Here is a 21250-nt window from a genome sequence, read left to right as displayed (position 1 = left end):
CTTCTCCTAGGCTTGCAAAATGGATGAAACCAAGAGCTGGGTGTACGGGTGTTGCGGATCGTCAAGAACCTGATCGGTCAACCCGCTTTCCACTACTTGGCCGCCTTTCATGACCATCAGCCGGTGGGCCAAAAGGCGGGCCACGGCCAAATCGTGAGTGACGATGATGACTGAGAGACCGAGCCGGGCAACCAAGTTTCGGAGCAGGTCGAGGAGTCGTGCCTGTACCGAGACATCGAGGCCGCCGGTGGGTTCGTCCATGAAAATGACACGGGGTTCGGTCACCAGGTTGCAGGCGATCTGGAGACGCTGCTGCATACCGCCGGAAAAGGTTTTGGGGAAATGATCGATGCGGTCGGCATTGATCTCCACTTCGCCCAGCCAATCGATGGCCTTGGAACGGATGTTGCCGTAATGGCGTGCGCCGGTGCCCATAAGCCGTTCACCCAGATTGGCTCCGGCAGTGACGCCCAGGCGCAACCCGTCGCGCGGATTCTGGTGAACAATGCCCCATTCCGTGCGCATGAGCTTGCGGCGTACCGGTTCCAGGGCGCTGTGAATATCCACCGGACCGAACTCGCGGGACACATAGCTGACATCCCCTTCGGACGGTTGTAGCCTGCCGGAAAGGCAACTCAGAAGCGTGGATTTGCCCGATCCAGACTCTCCCACGATGCCCATGACCTCGCCCGGCCACAGGTCGAAGCAGACATCCTTGCAGCCGATCATGTCGCCGTAATATTTGGTCAGCCCTTGTGCGCTGACTAATGGTTTGGAATTATCTTGCATTGTATCCTCTATGCGGCCTTCGGGCCGGTTCCCTTGAGTTCGCTGATGTCTTCCCGGGCTGCCATGGGACCACGGTGTCCCTCCTGTTGCCGGGTGGTGCAGTAGTCGGTGTCGGAGCAGACAAACATCCGTTCCCCCTGGTCATTAAGAATAACCTCGTCCAGATAGCTGTCTTTGGCTCCGCACAGACCGCAGCAGTCGTCCCATGTTTCCACGGAAAACGGGTGGTCCTCGAAATCGAGACTCTTGACCTCGGTATACGGCGGCACTGCATAAATGCGTTTTTCACGGCCAGCGCCGAAGATGTGCAGAGCCGGGCTCATGTCGAGCTTGGGGTTGTCAAATTTCGGGATGGGCGACGGGCTCATGATGTAGCGATCGTCCACCTTCACCGGGTACATGAAGTTGGTGGCAATGCGGCCATGGCGCGCAATATCCTCATAAAGTTGGACATGCATGACGCCATACTCTTCCAGGGCGTGCATCTTTCGCGTTTCGGTCTCGCGGGCCTCGATCCACCTGAGCGGCTCGGGGATGGGAACCTGATAGACCATGATCTGCCCATCCGTGAGCGGCGTCTCCGGTATCCGGTGCCGGGTCTGTATGACGCTGGCCTCGGTGGTCTTTTCCGTGGTTTCGACACCGGTAACGCGTGCAAAGAACTTGCGGATGGAAACCGCATTGGTGGTGTCATCCGCGCCCTGGTCAATAACCTTGAACACATCATCCGAACCAAGGATGCTGGCGGAGAGTTGGATGCCGCCGGTTCCCCAGCCATACGGCATGGGCATCTCGCGACCGGCAAAAGGCACCTGATAGCCCGGAATGGCAACTGCCTTGAGGATGGCCCTTCGGATCATCCGCTTGGTCTGCTCATCCAGATATCCGTAGTTGTATCCCGTGTCCTCGGTCTCCCGGGGCGTATTCTCGGTACCCGCGGCGGATTCCTTTATGAAACTCATGCGGCTTCCTCGCTGTTATCAGCCTGTTGTTTTTTCAGGATTTCCTCACGCATGCCCCGGACCATGACCAGATCGGCCTGGAAGTCGACATAGTGGGGTAACTTGAGGTGCTGCACAAAGCCCTGCGCCTCAACATTGTCGCTGTGGTAAAGGACGAATTCCTCATCCTGGGCCGGTGCCTCGATTTCCTCGCCCAATTCCCGGGCCTGGAGCGCCCTGTCCACCAGGGACATGGCCATGACCTTGCGCTCGTTGTATCCGAACGACAGGCCGTAACCGCGGGTGAATCTGGGCAGTTCTGACTTGGACCCCTTGAAACTCGTGACCATCTCGCATTCGGACAGGGTGATGTCGCCGATCTCGATTTCGAATCCGAGTTCTTCGGGTGCGATGGATACGGCAACCTCGCCCATGCGTATCTCTCCGGCAAAGGGATGGTTGTCGCCGAATCCACGCTGACTTGAATAGCCAAGGGCCAGAAGGAAGCCTTCGTCGCCCCGAGCCAGGTTCTGCAAACGGAGATCCCGGTCAGCCGGAAAGGTCATGGGATCACGGGTGATGTCGCCCACAGGATCGTCATCATCGACGACAACGTCTTCCACCAATCCTTCACTCTCAAGGAGGTCCATGACCCGGGCAATGCCGTTATCCCCTACCTGTTCATCATGCGCTGCAGGTTCCACCGATGACTCGGCAGCCAGTTTGAAGTCGAGAAGGCGGTGGGTGTAATCAAAGGTGGGTCCGAGCATCTGACCGCCCGGAATATCCTTGAAGGTGGCGGAAATGCGCCGACGCACATGCATGGCCGTGGTATCGACCGGCTCGGTCGTATATAGCCTGGGCAAGGTGGTGCGGTAGGCACGAAGCAGGAAGATCGCCTCCACCAGATCGCCTCTTGATTGCTTGATGGCCAAGGCAGCCAGTTCGGGGTCGTACAATGAGCCTTCACTCATGACCCGGTCCACAGCCAGCCGCATCTGCTGAAGGATCTGTTCAACAGATAACTCCGGGACAGCGAGGTCGCCTCGCCGCTCCTCTGCCATGAGCCGATGGGCGTTTTCGATGGCCTTTTCGCCACCTTTGACAGCTACGTACACGTTATATCCCCACCTGAACCGTTCTCGGAAGCGAGACGATTTCCGTTTGAGTTGCCAGGATGACATCCACTCCGAGCGGGAACTGGCGGTTGTTGTGTTGGAGGAACTGCCAGAAACTCGTGTCCAGCCCTTCAATGCCAATCTGAACTTGTCCGTTGATGCCGGGACCGGTCAGTAGAACGCCGCTGCCCACCTGTATGTCTTTGACCTGGATGATCAGAGTGGCCGAGCGATCGGGATATTCAATGTCGCCCATGTTGAACTCGGAAAGATCGGGCAAGTCGTTGCCGTCGAGAATGAGACCGAAGGCTCCCCTGTCCTGTTTTCTGACGACGGGGCACCCGCAATGGAATCGAAGGTATGTCTGAATGTCGTTGGGGGTATTCTTGCCGATCCACAACGGCGTATCCATATCCACCAGCGTCAAGCAGACTGCGGCTGCCGCCGGATGGAGGTTCTCAGGCGGGTTGGGCCAGTTGCCCAGGGCGGTCACGGAGCCGGGTTGGGACATGGTCAGCAGGATGGCTCTGAAAATACGCTGATTGTCGTGGGCCGGGTATCTTTCATTTCCAGCAGTCATGTTTATTGCGTGTCCTTGCATGATACTCCCTAGTCTTCGCCGCGAACCATGGTAAAGAAATTGACCTTGGTCGCGGCTGTTTTTGCTGAGTCGGTTTGACGTTTTTCGACCTGAATCGCGTGCAACGGTTCAATGACGCTTTCAGTGAGAACCGGACCGTTGCCCGGTGCTTGGAGCATGGCGTCGAAGAGGGCAGCGAGTTCCGCGTGTCGCTTATTTCTCCCGGTCACGTATCCATGGCCCACGAGTCCATCCTCCAGTCGGATGGAGCACCGCGAAATCGTCATCTCGCCAAGATTGAACCGATCACCTTTGGCATCCGCCCGACCACGGACCATGGCCATGCCGATTTCCGGCGGACGCAGGTGCATATATTTCGGTGCGGCTTCGAGTTCGCTGAGAGCCTGTTCCAATTGAGAGGCTTCAGCGCGCGCAAGAACACTCATCCAGTGTTTTCTGGCCTGAATATTCTCGTTGTTGGAATCAAACGCGTTGCTGTCGAGTGTCATTTCTGTGAAATCCTTTCAGGCTGTCTAGACAACTGCAGTTGCCTGTGGTTTCAAGTGGTTTCCGTCTGGAAAATGGAGGTGCAGATGCTTTCGCGAAAAAACGGGATGCCCTTGTGGCGCCAGATCTATTTGAAAATTGAGGCGGACGTGACTTCCGGTGTTTTCGAGCCGGGGCAGAAGCTGCCGTCCGAAAGCGAGTTCACCAACCTGTTCTCCGTCAACCGCCACACCATTCGCAGGGCAATGGGTGCTTTGACCGATGACGGCCTCGTCCGTGTGGAGCGTGGCAGAGGAGCTTTTGTCCGCGAACCGGTCATCAACTATCCGGTGAGCAGCCGAACCCGATTCAGCGAGAACCTGACCCGCCAACACCGCGCTCCGGGTAATGTCCTGCTCATGGCCGTGGACACCGAGGCCGATGTCGCGGTGGCCGAGGCCCTGGACATCAAGGAGGGGGAAATCGTCACCCGAATTACCAGCGCCGGTGAAGCGGATGGTCGCAGAGTCAGCTATTCCAACTCTTTTTTCCCGCGAACATTGTTCCCCGGCATAGTCCGCATTTTTCGGGAATTCGGATCGGTGACCCGAACACTCAGCCACTTCGGCGTTGACGACTACTCCCGAAAGCGCACGCGAATCATTTCCAGAATGCCGACCAAGGAGGAAGCTGGGGAACTTCACCAACCCAAAAGCAGACCAGTCCTGATCACTGAAAGCATCAACGTCGACGAAACCGGCACACCGGTCGAATTTGGTATCTGCCTCTTTGCCAGCGATTGGGTGCAGATTCTTGTTGAGCCTTCCTGATAAAACCATTGTCTGTTCCACGACTGTTTTTTGCCTGGACCGAGTCGGCCCCTTGCGTTGATGCCGTGATTAGGGCAGATGGCCTGATGGCACACTAGACAAGCTCTCAACTTGTCCGCTTTTGGCTGTCATTTCACCTTGTTGTAACGTCATCGCCATGTTTGTTTCAGAAAAGACGCCCTTTCGTGCTTTTCCCTTCATGGCCCCTCTGTATGTCCAGAGTCATGAAAACAGATATGATCAACGACACTGGCAAAGGGCTTGGAGTGACACCCGCGGTACACCCCTCCGCAGAGGTAACGGATTCCACACTGGGCATTTACACTGAGGTGCTTGAGAACTGCACCGTTCTTGAAAGTGTGGTGGGAGATTACTCCTATCTCAGTCCCGGCTGCGACGTTGCCTACACGGACATCAGTAAATTCGTCTCCATAGCGGCCCAGGTCCGTATCGGCCCCACCAACCACCCCATGTGGCGAGCCACCCAGCACCATTTCACCTACCGAAGCGAGAAGTTCGGGTTCGGCCCTGATGACGACTGGCTTTTCGATTGGCGCAGGGAACAGCGGACAGTCATCGGTAACGATGTCTGGCTCGGCCACGGAGCCATTGTCCTGCCGGGCGTAAGGGTTGGTCATGGCGCAGTGGTCGCTGCCGGAGCCGTGGTCTGCAAGGATGTCGAACCATACTCCATAGTCGGCGGGGTCCCGGCCAAAAAGATCAAGGACAGGTTTCCGGTAAACATCCAGGCACGCCTCGTCCAGCTGGCCTGGTGGGACTGGGATCACGATCGCATCGGCAATGCCCTTGAGGACTTTCGCATACTTTCCATCGAATCCTTTCTGGACAAGTACGAGAAAGTGGAACTGTAAGCCATGCCAAAGAGATACGCCATTTACTATGCGCCGGAACGAAACAGCATGCTCGACGTCTTCGGCAAACGCTGGGTAGGCCGCTGCGCAGAAACCGGCAAAAGCCTGGACCAGCCGCAGTTCCCAGGCATTTCTCCCGAAGTCGTTTACGAAAACACACGCTCACCTCGCCACTATGGATTTCATGGCACCCTTGTTCCCCCCTTTGAGTTGAAGGAGGGATTCTGTGGACATCAACTCATCGAACACGCGGAGAAGCTTGCAAGGAGCCAATCTACATTCGTCATGGAACCTCTTTCCGTCATGGAGATCGGTTCTTTCATAGCCCTTGTTCCTGCCGGACAGGACACCCTTGCCCGACTGGCGGAAGCGAGCCTGCGTTGGTTGGAACCCTTTCGTCAGCAACCCAGCCTTGCCGAACTGGAACGCCGAAGGGCGAAGGGACTCACACCGACTCAGGAACGATTTCTCGTCAACTGGGGATATCCATATGTCCTTGAAGAATTTCGGTTTCATCTGACTCTGACGGATTCCATCAGGGACAAGCCCACTCGAAAGAAATTGTTCAAACTGACCGTCAACCACGCAGCAGCGGTGACACAATTGATCCACCCTGTTCGTGAACTGTGTGTGTTTCGGCAGGAAAATAGGGAATCCTCGTTCATTCTCATACACAGGGCTCAACTCGGAACATAAGGAGATCGTCAATGACACATGGAAAACTGATATACGTGATCGGCCCCTCGGGCTGCGGCAAGGATAGCGTCATGGGGTACGCACGAGAAAGCTGTCCTGGCAGCGAGGCAATCTTTACTCACCGCTATATTACCCGATCAGCCGATGCGGGAGGCGAAAACCATATTTTTCTTCACCCTGATGAATTCCAGGCGCGACTTGAACGAGGATTGTTTTCACTGAACTGGGATAGTCACGGCTTCCGTTATGCCATTGGTCGCGAAATCGACATGTGGATGGAAGCAGGTTTCAACGTTGTCATGAACGGCTCCCGCGCCTACCTGCCAGAAGCCTCATTGCGCTATCAGAACATCATTCCGGTTCTCATTAATGTTGAGACACCCATCCTCAAGGAACGCCTCATTGCGCGTGGCCGAGAATCAGAAACCGAGATAGCCAGGCGCCTTGAACGGGCTGGTGCTTATGAAGTGAATCATACCAACCTTGAGCTTATCGATAACAGCGGCGAGCTCCCCCATGCCGGTCAACAGATTCTGCAAATCATACGCGGTAAACGAATGGCAATGAAGGAAGCGGTTTAAAAATGGCATGCAACTATCAGAAAAGTATAACTGCTGACGTAAGAGCTGCCTTGCAAAATTTGCTTAAGCCATTTCGGCGTCATATGATTGGGTATATCCATCAGATATGTCAGTAACCAGAAGGAGGTAAAACGCACTTGATGGGCGTCATAAGTTCTGCACGTAGTCAGAACTGATGACGCATACGGAAGCCTTTGGCTTCAAGACCTACCGCGCCGTTTTCCAAACAAACGGCCATTTCCAAATCCAAACACACCGGCTGTAACGCAGCACCCGCCACTGGTGGAATGGCAGGACATCTAGCGCCTGTCATTGCAACACTTCCCCTATGGCTGCCATCTAATCCGCAAGACATAATCGCTTGTGGGGCAGCACCCTTTATTGACTGGGCTTTCCGGAATCTTCTTCCAATGGGAAACAGGCATTCATTCTTCCCGTGACTGGTGATGCGTGGCGGGCTTTCCGCCACAGGCAGGTCATCTTCTGGCTAACAGAAGAAGTCCGACCTGCTTTGCTCTGGGGCACTGCCCCGAACTTATAACGGAAGGAGCATTCCATGCGAAAATCCAACAGCCTCAACTATGGTGTGAACCGGGCAACCCTGTCCGGGAACAAATCAAAACAATACCGAATCCGTCAGAACGCGCGATACTTCGTCAAAGTCTTGCGCCAGGCGGGAATGCGTGCCCAGAAATGGACCAAGGTAACGAACAAACATTTTCAACGCGTGGCAAATCACATGCTGGCCGACGGGATTGGACACGGCAGGATTGCTGAAGTCTTCAGTGCTGCCCGCCACATTTGCCGCGCATATGAAAACAGTCGCATCAGCGACAGCAATGCAACATTTGGCATCAAACGTGGGGCCATCACCAACCAGACCCCCCGTGCTGCTAAGCCGGAAAAGATAGAAGAATCCCTGACCAACATGCGGAACGACACGTCGTATCCGCATGCAGGTCGGGCGGCTACACAAATCGAAATCATGTATCAGCTAGGACTTCGACGGGAAGAAGCTGCCAAGCTCGACCTGCCCAATGACTGGAATAGTGAAGAGCAGACTCTGCTTGTTCAATACGGTACCAAAGGCGGCAGGCCCAGAACACTGTATGGGCTGTCTGCAAAACAGGAAGCCGCCCTTGAACGGGCCCAAGAATACGTGTCCCCATCGGACAGAAAAGGCATTAACAATCTCATGCCCGAGCATATGGGCGATGAATGGCTGCACCGAGTGGACTACGCGGCCAGAAAGCATGGCCTGACAGCCAAAGAAGCAGGTGGAACTCTGCATGGCCTTCGCCATGAACGATTCCATCAAATGTATGTGGAGCACACAGGCTTCGAACCGCCCAATCAGCACGAAAGCGTTCAGGTGTTCCAAGAAGCTGCTTGCGAAATCGCTGGTGATGAATGGTCCCGGCTCGACAACGAAGCACGCGACCAGATCGAAGAGACTGCGGGCCATTCCAAAGGCCGCCGCGATATATCGAACGCCTATCTGGGCAGTTCATTTTAAGAAAAATCCCGCCATTTAGTGCGGGATTTTCACTTTTCTTGCCCATTTCACGCTCAAACTTCAAATACCCGTTGTCTCTTCCTTGCAGTCAAACATCTCGCTGTGCTTAAACTAAAGAGTTGGCTGAGTTCACGCAGATCAAACCTAAAACACAGGGGAGCTGAAAACGGGTACGCAAAAGCGTTAGGAGGCTTTACGTTCCAGCCCTACGGGGTAAAAACCACATGGCAAATACATTTAAACTTTTCACCATCAAGGAAGTCGCAGACGTACTGCGCATTCACAGGGCAACCGTGTCCCGCTTAATCAACGCTGGCGCGTTGGGATGTATCGCGGTAGGCTCACGCAAGCTGATCCCTGAAGCGGATTTGCTGACGTTCATTGAAAATCGAAGAAGCTTGGCGGCGATCAGTCCGAAGGGGGCATAGCTTATGGCTACAGTCACAATCGCGACCCGTTCGCTGAAAAAAGGAAAAGCGTACGTCATTCACGTCAAAGACCCGGAAACGGGCAAGAAGGAATACCACAAGACGTACAGACGGAAAGATCTAGCTCAGGCAGAAGTCAATCGGATACGTACCCTGATTGACAGCGGCATAATGCCGACCAAGGAAGCGAAGAATCGTAAGCAGCAGTCCCTGCCCACTTTCGGGCAGGGCGCGAATCTTTGTCAGGATGAATGGGATAGAAAACTTGGGGAAGGGAAGATCGGTGCAGAAAGTCATTCTGGATATGGCTATCTACTTGCCCCCATCTTGAAGGAATGGAAACACACCCTGCTCCACGACCTCGACGAGGACACCATCCGGGATTACCGCATCGGTATAGCCGAAAAGACCAAGGCAAAGCTGGTCGCAAAAGGCGAAAAAGGCAAGAACTGCAATGTGCTGGCAAATCGCCGATTGTTTGTTATCAAACAGGTCTTCGCCCAAGCAAAGCGCAACGGTCTAATCGATAAGGATGTGGCAAAGCCCATCCCGTACTTGTCCGAAAAGGACAGTGAAAGGAAAACCGCTCAGAAGCCCATCGAGGTCGATGCCCTGCTTGAAGCAGCTGCCCAGCGCAGGGCAAAACACTACATGGTGCTGGCCATCCTGCTTGCTGTCGAACATGGGTGCAGCACACAGGAAGTGCTGATGTTGAAACGATCAGATATTGACCTTGATGAAAACCGCATCACGTTCCATCGCACTAAAAACGGTGTCACCCGATCGCACCAAATCATGCCCCGGACCCGGGATGCGCTCATTGCTCGGTTGGAGCATCTATCGCAATATCGAAAGAAGCGTGGCGTGAAAGCCAAGGGTGAATATGTGATCGGTCATATGGACGGCACCCCGTTCAAGTCGATCGACACCGCATGGTCAAATATGTGCACGAAGCATGGCTTCAACGATCTGCACTTCCATGACCATCGCCACACCTACTGCACGAACATGCTACTGTCCGGCAGTACGTTGAAAGAAACGAATGTCATGATCGGCCACAAGACGTTGCGCATGACCGACAGGTACAGCCACCTTGAAGGTGTCATCGACAGTAGTCCGCAAGATCGTCTGGCACAGCGCTATGCCATGACAGGCACAGACAACGGCCCGTCGGAAGCAGCGGACACATAGCGGACATATTCCTGAAATCTGCCATAAGGCACGAAAAAAGGGTTTCAAGTATTTACTTGAAACCCTTAACTTTCTTGTGGTGGAGCTGGAGGGAATCGAACCCACGACCTCTTGAATGCCATTCAAGCGCTCTCCCAACTGAGCTACAGCCCCACGTCGTTGGGAACGCCAATTTGCAGAATCAACAGGGTGTTGTCAACACAAAAGAGCGGGATGGAGAACTTTTTTGATATCCCATTCGTCTTGCTGGCTACAAACAATATATTGGACGTATCGTTTGCATCCAACTATTCTGCAATCAAGACAGCACGAGAAGAAGCTATGACAATGACATTCAAGAATATAAAGACCATTTCACCGGATCAACTGAAAGACCTCTACCTCTCTGTGGACTGGGATTCAGGCAACCATCCCGAGCGCCTTTCGCAAGCCATTGAAGGTTCGGACAGCGTATTCACTGCCTGGGATGGAGACAAGCTCGTTGGACTCATCAACGTCCTGTCCGACGGCAGCATCGCAGCCTACGTTCACTACCTCCTGGTGCGCCCCGAATACCAGGGGGAAGGTATCGGCAAGACGCTCGTTGATAAAGTCGCCGAAGCATATGCCGACTGCCTGCATGTAGTGCTGGTTGCCTACAACGAACAGATAGGATTTTACGAGCAGTGCGGCTTTGAATGCCCCACGAATGCCAGCCCGATGTTCAAGACGTCACTCCGCATCTAAACAAAACCATAGCCTCTACCGGGACACTGTCCCAAACCTCCTAAGCAAGAAGCCCCCGAAATTCGGGGGCTTCTTGTTTTCTACCTCAAAACGAGCTTGTTGACAGTGCCGCCGACCCGCTGGACGGTTCGATGATACTTCACGGCCGGAAGCCCGAAAGCGAGCATATATCCGACGGTGTGATCTTCGGGTATCCCGAGCACCTCGCCTGCTTCCGGGGCTATGTCGAGCATTGCCCACTTGGCCAGCCCATCCCAGACCACGCCCAATCCATAGCTGTTGGCAAGCAGTTCGAAATAGGTCAGCCCGATAAGCGCATCTGCCTCGGGCGAAGGACCATTCTTCGGAGTGGAAGCGACCAGAAAATGGGGCGCTCCACGGAAGAGGACATCAACCCCTTTCTCGTAGGCCTTGCTTATGCCTTCAAAAAACTCCAGTCCCTGCGGCAGAGCATTGTTGTCGACCACCTTTTTCAATCCTGCGTAGGTCTTCTCTTTGAGGATCGACATGGTCTCCTGATCCTCGACCAGCGTGTACAGGGTTGAACGATTGTTGACGCCAGTGGGGGCCGACCGCACGGTCTCCATGAGGGTATCGAGCAACGCCGAATCCACCGGTTTCTCTTTATACCGCCGTACCGAACGACGCCCCATGATCAAGGTACCCATGGCCTCGGAGGAAGGCATGTTTCCTTTCAAGGGGATGGAGTCCTGCGGGTTGAGACCGAAAATCGACAATGCTCCGGGCTGACATACTGCAAAGCAATGCTGACACTCGATGCACTGCCCGACCCGTTCCTCGGCGATCACAGGATACTCATCATCCATTACTATAATATTACTGGGGCAATCAGCGGCACATTCACCACATTTGATACACAAGTCCTTATCAATATTGAATTGCAACACGGTGTTCTCCTCTTCTTTCTCAATCTAATGACACTTTTTCTTTCTATACCACGCCATCAGGAAATTGAAATACGTTACCTGAAAGTAACCACCCTTGATGCTGAAATGGACAAAAAATTAAGATCATCACTACGAACTGAAGACTTCCCATATTTTTTTCTCAATCCAAAATCCTACTTTTTCATTGTTTAAATACGGGAACTTAGCAGCATCATGCCCAAAAAGACATAGTGGACAACAAGAACAACCATGGCACACTTTTACACAAGCATATGTTGAAAACGTTTTTAAAAGTAAAAAAATCGCCACCAATCGACACCTTCGAGCATCACTGTTTTCACTACACTTTCTATTTGCCTTTCCCTTTTTTCCACAACCTAAACTGCCAGAATGTAACAGTTAATCCCTATTGACTGAACACTAAAGAATACGTATCTATATGACACTTGATAATAAATACTGCTCTTAGCACCAACATAGACGGAAATAACCGAGGGAATAACAATGGCAGACATTCAGCTCACAACCGGCGGCGTCATTCAGGTACCGGATAATGGTAACGAATCCGTATCATATGCTCTTCCGAACAATGGAGAAGTTGTATTCGGCTTCGACATAGGGGAAGCCGTATTCAGCAGTTCCAACGAGAACCTTGTCATCTCCATGGAGGGACAGGGGGATATCATCATTGAGAACTACGAGAACGTGGCCCGCTCCGGCAACGCTCCGACATTCACTTTACTGAATGGAGAACAGGTCCCCGGCGATGTCTACCTTTTCGTCTTCAATCAGCCTGGACAGGAAACCGAAACGCTTGAGACTGCTGCAGACGGCGGCGCTTCCGGAAGTGGTGTTGGAGCTTACACCGACGACAGCGGAACGCTGTACAGAAGCTTCGACCGCCTCCAGGGATTAGAGTCTGACGGAAACTCCCGACTGATCGGTGATCAAGAGGATTCCGACATTGGTGCTGCCACTTTTGCCTCGTCCACCGAAACCAACCTGAGTGCTCCTTCCGTATCCGGTCCGCTTAATCTTACCATGGAAGAAGACGGGACCATTATCATTCGTGACACTGACATTCTCTCGCGTGTGTCCGATCCCGATCCAGGGACTTTCCTGGGCGTTACCGGTTTGACCATCACCGGCGGCACCTTAACTGAGGTCCGCGACGGTGCAGGCAACCTTCTCTACTGGACTTTCGAACCCGATGCCGACTTCAACGGCGACCTCGACATCAACTACACGGTGAGCGACGGCACCTTCACCACCGCAGGCGGCGGCACACTGGTTGTCACTCCGGTCAATGATGCAGCTATTTTCTCCGGCGATGACGACATAGCAGTTGCTGAAGACGTTCTCATTAAGACATCCGGCGATCTTGATGTTTCCGACATCGATGACCCCTCCGAAGAGTACATCGACACCACCCGCGCCCCGGAAGGTGCCAACTACGGTATTCTTTCCATTGATGCTAATGGCCAGTGGACTTACACCCTTAATAACACCAGTGACGCCATCCAGCAGTTACCTGAAGGCGAGACACTGACTGAGACCATCACTGTTTATTCCATTGATGGGACATCCCATGACATCACGGTCACCATCACTGGAACCAATGATGTGCCCAGCATTTCCGGTAACACCACCGGCGGCGTGACCGAAGAAGCTGCCGCCACTCTTACCGCCACAGGTTCCCTGCTGGCCGAAGATGTGGACCTCGACGAAGACGGCTTCTCCACCACCGTGGACAACACCGGCAAGGTCGGTCAGTTAACCATCACTGAAAACGGTGTTTGGGAATACACTGTCGACAATACGACCACTGCCATCCAGCAGTTGGGTGAAGACGATACGCTCACCGAAACGTTCACCGTCACCTCAAAGGACGGCTCGGCTACCGAGACCATTACTATCACCATCACTGGCACCAATGATGTTCCCAGGATTTCCGGTGACACCACCGGCGGCGTGACCGAAGAAGCTGCCGCAACGCTCACCACTAGCGGCACCCTACTTTCCGAAGACGTGGACCTCGACGAAGACGGCTTCTCCACCACCGTGGACAACACCGGCAAGCTCGGTCAGTTGACCATCACTGAAAACGGTGCATGGGAATACACTGTCGACAATGACACCACCGCCATCCAGCAGTTGGGTGAAGACGATACGCTCACCGAAACGTTCACCGTCACCTCAAAGGATGGATCGGCTACCGAGACCATCACTATCACCATCACTGGCACCAATGATGTTCCCAGGATTTCCGGTGACACCACCGGCGGCGTGACCGAAGAAGCTGCCGCAACGCTCACCACTAGCGGCACTCTGCTTTCCGAAGACGTGGACCTCGACGAAAACGGCTTCTCCATCACCGTGGACAACACCGGCAAGCTCGGTCAGTTGACCATCACTGAAAACGGTGCATGGGAATACACTGTCGACAATGACACCACCGCCATCCAGCAGTTGGGTGAAGACGATACGCTCACCGAAACGTTCACCGTCACCTCAAAGGATGGATCGGCTACCGAGACCATCACTATCACCATCACTGGCACCAATGATGTTCCCAGGATTTCCGGTGACACCACCGGCGGCGTGACCGAAGAAGCTGCCGCAACGCTCACCACTAGCGGCACTCTGCTTTCCGAAGACGTGGACCTCGACGAAAACGGCTTCTCCATCACCGTGGACAACACCGGCAAGCTCGGTCAGTTGACCATCACTGAAAACGGTGCATGGGAATACACTGTCGACAATGACACCACCGCCATCCAGCAGTTGGGTGAAGACGATACGCTCACCGAAACGTTCACCGTCACCTCAAAGGATGGATCGGCTACCGAGACCATCACTATCACCATCACTGGCACCAATGATGTTCCCAGGATTTCCGGTGACACCACCGGCGGCGTGACCGAAGAAGCTGCCGCAACGCTCACCACTAGCGGCACTCTGCTTTCCGAAGACGTGGACCTCGACGAAGACGGATTCTCCACCACCGTGGACAACACCGGCAAGCTCGGACAGTTGACCATCACTGAAAACGGCGCATGGGAATACACTGTCGACAATAACACCGCCGCCATCCAGCAACTGGGTGAAGGCGACACGCTCACCGAAACGTTCACCGTCACCTCAAAGGACGGCTCGGCTACCGAGACCATTACTATCACCATCAACGGCACCAATGACTTGCCCACCATTTCCGGTGACGACTCCTCTTCTGTAAAGGAACTGAGAGCGGATGTGGATCAGGATGTCTCGCTGACTACAGGCGGCACCCTCACCATCGACGATGATGATGCCGGCGAATCTCTTTTCGATACCAATGTCGATCAGGGTGATAATATCGGCGAACTGACCATCACCGAATCTGGCGAATGGACATATTCCATCGACAACAACATTCCTGAGGTTCAGGAACTGAGCACCGGTGATTCGTTCACCGAGACCTTTACCGTCACCTCCAAGGACGGATCGACCACCGAGACCATCACTGTTGTAGTCAACGGCACGAATGACGCTCCGGTCATCACGGGTGTTGGCATGCACGCCAGCAACTTTGAGCAGGGAGCCTCTGGCTGGACTGATAACACGACCACCGAAACCAGTACGGATTTCGGCAGCTTCCTCGGCCGATTCGGCATGGGCGACAGCACCACCAAGACATTTGATATTGTGGAAGGAACCGAGACGGTCACCATCGACTTCGATGTGTATGAGATCGACTCATGGACCCAGACAAAGGCCTGGGGATTTGATGATCTCGTCATTACGGTAGATGGTAACGACATCGTCCTGCCGCTGGAGCGCAGCCGACGCAACGACAGCGATGAAGACACCGATTTCCGAAGTGGTACCATCACAACCGACGACGGTTCTGTCATCACCTGGGAATTCACTGCCCAGGACGATGGCCGCTCGAACATCGGCTTTGGTGGATACGAAGACCAGATCCACCACATGTCCATCACCATCACCAACCCCGGTGACAGCGTGACCCTGGAACTTGGTTCCACACTTAACGAAGCTCTGAACAACGAATCGTTCGGCATCGACAACGTACTGGTCAATGCGGTTGACGAGTCCGGCAACCCGGTCTTCGCCATTCTGGAAAACACGGCCACCGACACCGACATTGCACAGGTGACAGCAGAAGACATCGAAGGCGATGAGATCTTCTTCGACCTCGTTGCCACTGCTGCTGACGGTTCTGATGCGAGCCACATGTTCACCATCAATGCCAACGGTGTTGTGACCGCCATTGGTGGCGCAGGATTCGACTTCGAGACCAACGCCAGCTACGAAATCACGGTAACTCCCAAGAATATTGATAGCGAAGGCGAATTGCTTGGCGATCCATACTCCTTCACCGTTCATGTGGGCGACGTGAATGAAGCCCCGGTCGTGAGCGGCGAAACCGCTGAAGTCGATGAAGAGTCGACTATCTCCGGCTCTGTGGCCGATCCCGATCAGATCTCTGACGTCGACACCGACATTGAAGACCTGGAGTTCAGCCTTGTTGATCCGGATAATGCGCCCGAAGGCCTGACCTTCAATCCCGATGGCACCTACACCTTCGATGCTTCCAACTATGAGTTGGCCGAAGACGAACGGCTCAGCTTTGATGTTGAATACAACGTAAAGGACGGCGACAACACGTCCACAGCCACGCTGACCATCAACGTGACCGGCATCAATGACGCACCGGAACTCAGCTTCCTGACCAATTCCTCCAACCTGCTCGTCAACGGCAGCTTTGAAGATGTCGTCATCGAACAGGGCGGATGGGCTCAAGGCCACACTCCCGAAGGCTGGCAGATCGAAGGCGGCGACCGCTGGGAAGTCATGCGCGGTGATCGCTTCGGCATCGACGGCGCCACCGACGGTGACAACGTCATCGACTTCGGCGTTGGTCATGGAGAAGCGCTGATCATCTCCCAGACCATCGATTCTCTTCCCAAGGGAGAATACACCCTGACCCTCGACGCCTTTGATCGCGGCGAGAATCTGGGCGAAGACCCCAGCGGCATCCTGAATGTCTACTGGAACAACGAACATATCGGTACCATTGATCCCAATTCCGACAACTGGACCAGCAACTCTTTTACCGTCAATATCGACACCGAGGGCGGCAGCGGCACGTTGAAGCTGGAATCATTCAACAACGACGGATACGGCATCGTTGTCGACAACGTCCGTCTTTCCACTTCTGTTGAGCCGGAAAACAACACGGTTTCCATTCAGGAGAACGTGGCCCTTGGCACATACATCGCCACCGCAGTGGGTGAAGATGTCGACACAACCAACCTGACCTTCTCCATCGATACCGACGGACCGTTCACCATCGACCCGAACACCGGCGTCATCACCGTGAATGGCGAAGTTGATTTCGAGGCCATTGAGAGCGCAGGCGGCCAGTACGCCATTGAAGTGTCCGTGTCCGACGGCATTGCCGATCCGGTTACCGACACCCTGTATGTCAATGTCGGGGATGTGAATGAAGGATTCACCGCACCTAATGTCACGTTCGACTCCATTGATGAAGAAACATCCATCACTTTCAGCAAGGAAGAGCTTCTCGAAAACGCTTCCGACCTGGACGGCGACGACCTCGCCGTGACTTCGGTCACCCTTGAAAAGGGCGATGGCACTCTTGTCGACAACGAAGATGGAACCTGGACCTTCGAGCCCACCGATGATTGGAGTGGCGATGTTGAATTCGGTTTCACCGTAACAGACGGAGAACTTACCGCTGACAGAACCGCTTCTGTCAAGGTCGAGAACATCAACGATCCGACCCTGCTTACATTTGCTGCTGCAGTGAATGATGACAACTTCATCCTTAACGGCAGCTTCGAAAGCATCGACATCGATAGCGGTGACTGGGCGAAGGGTCACGTACCCGAGCCTTGGCAGCTGGTCGAAGGCGACCGCTGGGAAGTCATGAGCGGCAACCGCGACGGCATTCCCGGTGCATCCGACCAGGACAACGTCATTGATACCGGCGTAGGAAGCGGCGAGGCACTGGTAATTTCGCAGACCATCAATGGCCTCAGCCAGGGACAGTATGTCATCGAGCTGGACCTCTTTGACCGCGGAGCCAACCTCAATCAGGCCGACAGCGGCAACATTGACGTGTATTGGAACGGCCAGTTGGTCGGTTCTTTCAACCCCGAAAACATTGACTGGGAAACCGGCACCATCGTCGTGGATGTCCCCGAAGGTGCGACCTCCGGCGAGCTGGTTCTGGCCTCCCATAACAACGATGGATTCGGTAACGTCATCGACAATATCACCATGCGGAGCGTGGACACCCTGACCGAGAATCCGGAACTGAACGTGGACGCCGCCAACGGCACCTACGTCGCCACCGCAGTTGCATCGGACATCGACTCCACTGACCTCACCTTCTCTATCGAAGGCGACTCACCGTTCTCCATCGACCCTGACACCGGAGTAATCACCCTGACCGACTCCGCAGCAATCGACTGGGACAACGCTGACGACCTGTCTGTCACTGTCACCGTGACGGACGGACAGAACAACACCGTTGAAGAGACCCTGAATATCGGCGTCAACGAACGTCCCACCGGATCGGACTTCACTGTTGAAGAAATCAACATGAACCAGCCAGTTGAGATCAACTTCATCGAAGACACCAACGTCTTTGATGCAGACGGCGATGTCACCGGCATCACCATCACTTCCGAACCCACCGGCGGCACCCTGCTCTACAACGGCGAGCAGGTGGTTGTTGGCGAGACCTACGATCTCGGCTCCGGTTCCTTCACCTTCGAAGCAGACCCGTCCCAATCATCCACCTTTGTTCTCGGCTCCATCGACGGCCAGAACCTGAACTGGGACAACTGGGGAACGTTGGTACAAGGCGGCCACAAGCTCACCCAGACATGGGGCGATAACACCGTGACCGTCACCAGCGGCAAGCTCAAGCTGTCCGGTAATGCCGAAGAAGGATACACCTTCCACGCAAATGGAACCGGCGGAAAGTTCGTGCAATACGACAACGATGCGAATCATATCGGCCAGGGGATCGGTGTCGGCAAGGGAGATGGAATTGAAAATACCAAGAACCACACTGAGTCCATCACTGTTGATTTTGGAACAACCATCGACAGTGCCACTGTCGGATTCGACGGACTGGGCGGCCACTTTGATCCTGATAACGTAGAGGTGGATGCCAACGCGGTCTGGATCGCCATGCTCGACGGCGAGATCGTCGGCTCCGGCGCGGTCAAGAACCTTGGCAACGGTGAACTGCTGAACGAGTACACCATCACCTCGGAAATGACCGGTGGAAATGGTTTCGATGAGATCGTATTCACTACTGACTCCGACGTCGGTTCCAACTGGGAACTGCGTTATGTTGGTGTGGAAAGAGGCCTTGAGACTTCCTTTGATTACATCCCCGTGGACAACGACGGTCTTCCGGCAGCAGAAGAATCCACTGTAACCATCGATATCAATCCTCAGACCCTGTCCAACGAGGCTCCGACTCTGGACCTGGCTCAGGGAACCGAGGTCACTGTCGACAGCGAACATGCGAGCTACACCAACATGCTCGGCGTTTACTTCGTGTCCGATGGCGATCCCATACCAGAAAGCCCGGAAGTCATTCTTACCAATTCCAACAATGCGTCCATGCTGCGGAACGTACTCGAGACCTTCGAGGGCGATCAGGATGTCCACTTCTTCCTGATCTCCGATGCAGGTGGCAAGGGCATCACCAATGGCGACATTCAGTCCTCGAACCTCCAGTTCGTCATGCATGAAGGGCATTGGGCTCTCTCCCTTGACCGGGGAGGAAACAGCAAGATTGTCGACGTTCAGTTCGACATTGCCGCCTTCAACCCCGATGGAGAGGAAGCGACATTCCAGTTCGTCAACGAAGCCGATGGTTCACTGACCGTATTGGTCGATGACCAGTTGCGGACCAATGACGATGACGATTTCGACGATCTGGTCATCAGCGTCGACTCCGCACAGGACAACACCGCTGATTACGCTGCCACCTATGTTGACAGCGAGGGCAAGGTTGCCGTGGCCGGCGATGTCTCCATCAATGATGTGGACTCCGCTGAAATGTCCGGTGCGACCATCGTTCTGACCAACGCCAAGGATGGTGACATCCTGAATACCGGCGACCTGCCGGACGGCATGATCGCTGAGATAACCGAGGCGAACGGCGAAATCACTGTCTCCCTTTCCGGCGACTTCCCCATGGACGTCTATGAAGATGTCATAGGAGGCATCACCTTCGAAAACAGCCGCACTACTCCTGATGAGACCGACCGGGTCATCGAGATCACGGTCATGGATACTGCCGGAGAAGAGAGCAACACCGCCACCTCGACCATTGCTGTCGTGGATGTTGCGGCCACCGGCCAGATTGTGCTGAACTCGGGATTTGAGTCCACTGCGACAATGACTGAAAACCCGTTTGCAACGACTGAGGTCGACAACTGGTCTAACAATGGCAACGACATGGCCGTTCGCGACTACGCCGGAGAAAGAACTCGCGATAACGGCCAGTTCATGGAATTGGATTCGACCCACGGCAATGACGTTCTCTCGCAGACTATCGCCACCAAGGCAGGAGAGACTGTCTCCATCAGCTTCGCTTTTGGCGGAACCTGGGGCTCGACGTTCGAATCAAACAACTTCGATGTCCTGCTGGGCGATAGCCTTGTAGCCAGCGTGCTCTGGAATAGTGATTCCGCGAAGTACGAACTGGTTCAGGATGGCGTAGTCATTCAGACCTACGAGCCGAACATCAAGAACGCTCACTGGGCAGAAGCTGAGTTCGAAGCTGTGGCGCCCACTGATCATGCTGAGTTGACCTTTGCCGAGCACCACTCCGCAGGCGGAGATCACACCGGAACGATCATTGACAACGTCCAGGTGGAGCGCGTCTTCGACACCCAGATCATCGGTAATGATGACGATCTGCTCAACGGTTCCAAGGGTGACGACATCATCTTCGCAACCGATCCGGAACAGCCTGAAGACGCTGCCGCAGATGGTGTGCAGATCTTCGGCGATGAGGGCAACGATGCCATCTACGGCGGAAACGGCAACGACCTTCTGAATGGCGGCGACGGCAATGACTTCATCTTCGGCGGCGACGGTGACGACATCATCAACGCCGGTAGTGGCAACAATTACGTGATCACGGGTGAAGGCAACGACACCATCCTCATCGACAGATCAGCATTGTCTGATGGTGAAGACATGATCGTGGTCGAGGACTTCCACGTCGGCACCGACGCCCTTGAACTGGGTGACGGCATGTCGGTAAAGGATATCACCTCGCACACGGACAATTCCATCGATTACACGGAAGTGCTCGTTGGTGACGATCAGGGCAACGATGTTGTCGTCAAGCTCCTGGGCGTAACGCAAACCGAACTCTCCGAGCACCAGACCACAATCAGCGACACCAACACCGCTGACGACCTAATCCAGTTCATGATCGACTCCGGTACTGAATAACAACAAAAGCCCGGCATATCATATGCCGGGCTTTTCGTTACAAGGGCTTGCCAACAAGCCGGATTCAAG

Annotated in this window: 15 protein-coding genes and 1 tRNA gene; 9 read left to right on the top strand and 7 right to left on the bottom strand. The window is 54.3% G+C overall.

Annotated features, from left to right (window positions below; translation table 11 throughout):
* Positions 1-6: 6 nt before the first annotated feature.
* The 5 genes from phnK to phnG are packed head-to-tail and all read right to left on the bottom strand — an operon-like array spanning position 7 to position 3937.
* Positions 7-789, bottom strand: coding sequence for a phosphonate C-P lyase system protein PhnK (phnK, locus tag DPRO_RS16355; RefSeq protein ID WP_097013025.1), 783 nt, complete (start codon positions 787-789; stop codon positions 7-9).
* Positions 790-797: 8 nt separating this feature from the next.
* Entirely contained in the window at positions 798-1751 is a 954-nt protein-coding gene (locus tag DPRO_RS16350) for an alpha-D-ribose 1-methylphosphonate 5-phosphate C-P-lyase PhnJ (RefSeq protein ID WP_097013024.1), read from the bottom strand.
* Positions 1748-2848 carry a carbon-phosphorus lyase complex subunit PhnI gene (locus tag DPRO_RS16345; RefSeq protein ID WP_097013023.1) on the bottom strand — a complete coding sequence of 367 codons (1101 nt, stop codon included), beginning with the start codon at positions 2846-2848 and terminating at the stop codon, positions 1748-1750. Before DPRO_RS16345 ends, DPRO_RS16350 begins: the two co-directional genes overlap by 4 nt.
* Position 2849: 1 nt before the next feature.
* Entirely contained in the window at positions 2850-3428 is a 579-nt protein-coding gene (gene phnH / locus DPRO_RS16340; protein WP_097013788.1) for a phosphonate C-P lyase system protein PhnH, read from the bottom strand.
* Between the two features lie 29 nt (positions 3429-3457).
* Positions 3458-3937 (bottom strand): phosphonate C-P lyase system protein PhnG, encoded by a 480-nt coding sequence (gene phnG, locus DPRO_RS16335; RefSeq protein WP_097013022.1) that lies wholly within the window; start codon positions 3935-3937, stop codon positions 3458-3460.
* Between the two features lie 84 nt (positions 3938-4021).
* Between phnG and phnF the strand changes: the two genes are divergently transcribed.
* From phnF to DPRO_RS16300, 7 genes are all read left to right on the top strand, one after another.
* A complete protein-coding gene (phnF, locus tag DPRO_RS16330; RefSeq protein WP_097013021.1) occupies positions 4022-4744 on the top strand; it encodes a phosphonate metabolism transcriptional regulator PhnF in 723 nt (240 codons plus the stop codon).
* Positions 4745-4968: 224 nt separating this feature from the next.
* Positions 4969-5616 (top strand): DapH/DapD/GlmU-related protein, encoded by a 648-nt coding sequence (locus DPRO_RS16325; protein WP_232005630.1) that lies wholly within the window; start codon positions 4969-4971, stop codon positions 5614-5616.
* Positions 5617-5619: 3 nt separating this feature from the next.
* On the top strand, positions 5620-6312 hold the full coding sequence (locus tag DPRO_RS16320; RefSeq protein WP_097013019.1) for a DUF1045 domain-containing protein: 693 nt from the start codon (positions 5620-5622) through the stop codon (positions 6310-6312).
* A gap of 11 nt (positions 6313-6323) precedes the next feature.
* Positions 6324-6893 (top strand): phosphonate metabolism protein/1,5-bisphosphokinase (PRPP-forming) PhnN, encoded by a 570-nt coding sequence (gene phnN / locus DPRO_RS16315; RefSeq protein WP_097013018.1) that lies wholly within the window; start codon positions 6324-6326, stop codon positions 6891-6893.
* Between the two features lie 556 nt (positions 6894-7449).
* On the top strand, positions 7450-8409 hold the full coding sequence (locus DPRO_RS16310) for an integrase domain-containing protein (protein WP_097013017.1): 960 nt from the start codon (positions 7450-7452) through the stop codon (positions 8407-8409).
* 224 nt (positions 8410-8633) lie between these two features.
* Positions 8634-8837: a helix-turn-helix domain-containing protein gene (locus tag DPRO_RS16305; protein ID WP_097013016.1), complete on the top strand. Its 204-nt coding sequence runs from the start codon at positions 8634-8636 to the stop codon at positions 8835-8837.
* Between the two features lie 3 nt (positions 8838-8840).
* Positions 8841-10028: an integrase gene (locus DPRO_RS16300; protein WP_097013015.1), complete on the top strand. Its 1188-nt coding sequence runs from the start codon at positions 8841-8843 to the stop codon at positions 10026-10028.
* A gap of 77 nt (positions 10029-10105) precedes the next feature.
* Here DPRO_RS16300 and DPRO_RS16295 read toward each other — a convergent pair.
* A tRNA-Ala gene (locus DPRO_RS16295) sits at positions 10106-10181 on the bottom strand.
* 168 nt (positions 10182-10349) lie between these two features.
* Between DPRO_RS16295 and DPRO_RS16290 the strand changes: the two genes are divergently transcribed.
* Positions 10350-10754, top strand: coding sequence for a GNAT family N-acetyltransferase (locus DPRO_RS16290; protein ID WP_157917531.1), 405 nt, complete (start codon positions 10350-10352; stop codon positions 10752-10754).
* A gap of 80 nt (positions 10755-10834) precedes the next feature.
* Here DPRO_RS16290 and DPRO_RS16285 read toward each other — a convergent pair whose 3' ends face one another.
* A complete protein-coding gene (locus tag DPRO_RS16285; RefSeq protein WP_097013013.1) occupies positions 10835-11662 on the bottom strand; it encodes a nitroreductase family protein in 828 nt (275 codons plus the stop codon).
* 504 nt (positions 11663-12166) lie between these two features.
* On the opposite strand from DPRO_RS16285, the gene DPRO_RS16280 reads away from it, so the two are divergent.
* On the top strand, positions 12167-21181 hold the full coding sequence (locus tag DPRO_RS16280; RefSeq protein WP_097013012.1) for a VCBS domain-containing protein: 9015 nt from the start codon (positions 12167-12169) through the stop codon (positions 21179-21181).
* The last annotated feature ends 69 nt before the right edge of the window (positions 21182-21250 follow it).

The sequence above is a fragment of the Pseudodesulfovibrio profundus genome (assembly GCF_900217235.1).
In the GTDB taxonomy this organism is placed as follows: Bacteria; Desulfobacterota; Desulfovibrionia; order Desulfovibrionales; family Desulfovibrionaceae; genus Pseudodesulfovibrio; species Pseudodesulfovibrio profundus.
This window is presented reverse-complemented; position numbering and strand designations above follow the sequence as displayed.